This is a genomic window from Vibrio sp. 10N.261.51.A4 (genome assembly GCF_041471945.1).
In the GTDB taxonomy this organism is placed as follows: Bacteria; Pseudomonadota; Gammaproteobacteria; order Enterobacterales; family Vibrionaceae; genus Vibrio; species Vibrio crassostreae_C.
The window spans coordinates 1-1692 of sequence record NZ_JBFRPJ010000143.1 but is presented as its reverse complement, the minus strand read 5'-3'; the positions used below and the strand labels follow the sequence as shown (position 1 = coordinate 1692).

2 protein-coding genes and 1 pseudogene are annotated in these 1692 nt (G+C 38.7%); 1 reads left to right on the top strand and 2 read right to left on the bottom strand.

Features of this window, described 5'->3' with window-relative positions; all coding sequences use genetic code 11:
* The first annotated feature begins 326 nt into the window (after window positions 1-326).
* The gene (locus AB4384_RS23220; RefSeq protein ID WP_102394269.1) at window positions 327-860 is read left to right on the top strand and encodes a DUF4136 domain-containing protein; all 534 of its coding nucleotides are present in this window, start codon (window positions 327-329) and stop codon (window positions 858-860) included.
* Between the two features lie 310 nt (window positions 861-1170).
* Here AB4384_RS23220 and AB4384_RS23215 read toward each other — a convergent pair whose 3' ends face one another.
* Window positions 1171-1362 carry a hypothetical protein gene (locus tag AB4384_RS23215; RefSeq protein WP_102394268.1) on the bottom strand — a complete coding sequence of 64 codons (192 nt, stop codon included), beginning with the start codon at window positions 1360-1362 and terminating at the stop codon, window positions 1171-1173.
* A gap of 148 nt (window positions 1363-1510) precedes the next feature.
* Window positions 1511-1692: pseudogene (locus tag AB4384_RS23210) on the bottom strand (alpha/beta fold hydrolase); the annotation flags it as partial.

Here is a 1692-nt window from a genome sequence, read left to right as displayed (position 1 = left end):
AAGTGCGATCCCGCCCTGGGGCTTTATCTACAAATTCCCTTCCTCATCAACAAGGGATATTAAGATATCGTCTGCTTCCGAAAGTAAAAATTCACCATTTATAATAGTTGGAATTTTTCTTAGCGAGTTAATCATCACGTTAATGATTCTCTTTATCCAGTTCAATATAATTCACCCTTGAACAATAAAGTTAAAATACGATTAATCGCGTCACTTTTATTATCAGATTGACTGAATATAACGAACATAAAGTATCGAATACCGGACAAGTATAATCACCTTCAGAAGAAAATTTCATTTCAAACCACCTTCCAAGAAGATAGAAAATGCTTCGTCTAACCACCATATTATTAACGCTTCCTCTAGCTGCCTGCTCTACAATAAATACTGACTTCGATAAGCAAACCGATTTCTCAATGTATAAAACCTATGATTTCAGCTCGCCCGGGACTGCGGCAGAAGAGAAGAACAAAATACCGATTAGTATCGACTCAATCAGGATTGAAAGTGCGATCATTAAAGAAATGAGCCGCACAGGGGTTTCATTTGTAGAGGACGGAGGCGACCTATACGTCCGCTACCAACTTCAGCAAGCATCTGAACTTGTGTCTTCCGGCTCGTCATTTGGTATTGGCTATGGTTGGAACAATTTCCGTGGGGGAATGTCCACTCCACAAAATTATCACCAACAGACGTACGGACAATTGGTTGTAGAACTGATCGATGATAAAACCAACATCGTTGTATGGACCGCGAATTCAAGCCGGAAATTGACTCGCTCAATGAGTTCTAAGGAACGTGAAGAGCTGATTTACGAGGAGATCGCTGAAATGTTTCAACAGTACCCTTCGTACAAATGATTTTAAAACTTCTAGGTGATAACTTCTTCAAATATTGGCCATTGAGTGTACAGATAGAGGAAGCCTAGGCATTCAAGGAAGAAGGCACCAAAGCTGCATCATATTGTTATATACCCTCAACCTTAAAGCTAACGCTGTAACTCACGTCCGAGTGACGAGTTTCACTCCAATCACGTTAGGATCTCCATTTTCGTCTATATATAGCGAGACGTTTAAGGGCATGCCTAACGTACTCAAATGCTCTTTATGTACCAGGCTCGACTCTAAAACAGGATCGTGAAACATAATTGTTAGCGAGGGCAAAAAGCGGCTATTCAGCTTGATTGGCAAACCTAGAATATTCAAACGCGATAGCATTTAACAACTGAGGTAAGTCTTTAATATTGTGTTTATTAATTTCGATATAATCATCAACGAAGTGGTCTTTTTCTTCGGCTACCTTATTGATAGAACAACCTAATAATAGAATACAACTTAGCGCTAAAAGGGTTAGCTTCTGCATTTACCATGCCTTGATTAGTTTTAGATAAGGGATGAGGATAGAAGTGGTAAAAAGCTCGAAAGGCGCTCAATAAATCGACATTCACTTTTATTGAGCATGAACCTTCTCGTAGTTCCATTTCAATCATATTTACTCAGTCATTTAACTGTTATTGCGTCTTATCAATCCAATATTTCACCATTACCGAAAACTCTTGATACCTATCTTGATAACAAAAATGACCACTGCCTTTGAATACTGTTAACTCAGCATTCGACATACGTTTAGCTAAACGTTCTCCATTATCGACGTAAAGAATTGCATCGTTTTCTGGCTTTGTTGCGTAATTAA

Excerpts from the sequence above, each read along its gene's own strand:
- AB4384_RS23220 (WP_102394269.1), top strand. The coding sequence starts at position 327 with ATGCTTCGTCTAACCACCATATTATTAACGCTTCCTCTAGCTGCCTGC.
- AB4384_RS23215 (WP_102394268.1), bottom strand. The coding sequence starts at position 1,362 with ATGCAGAAGCTAACCCTTTTAGCGCTAAGTTGTATTCTATTATTAGGT.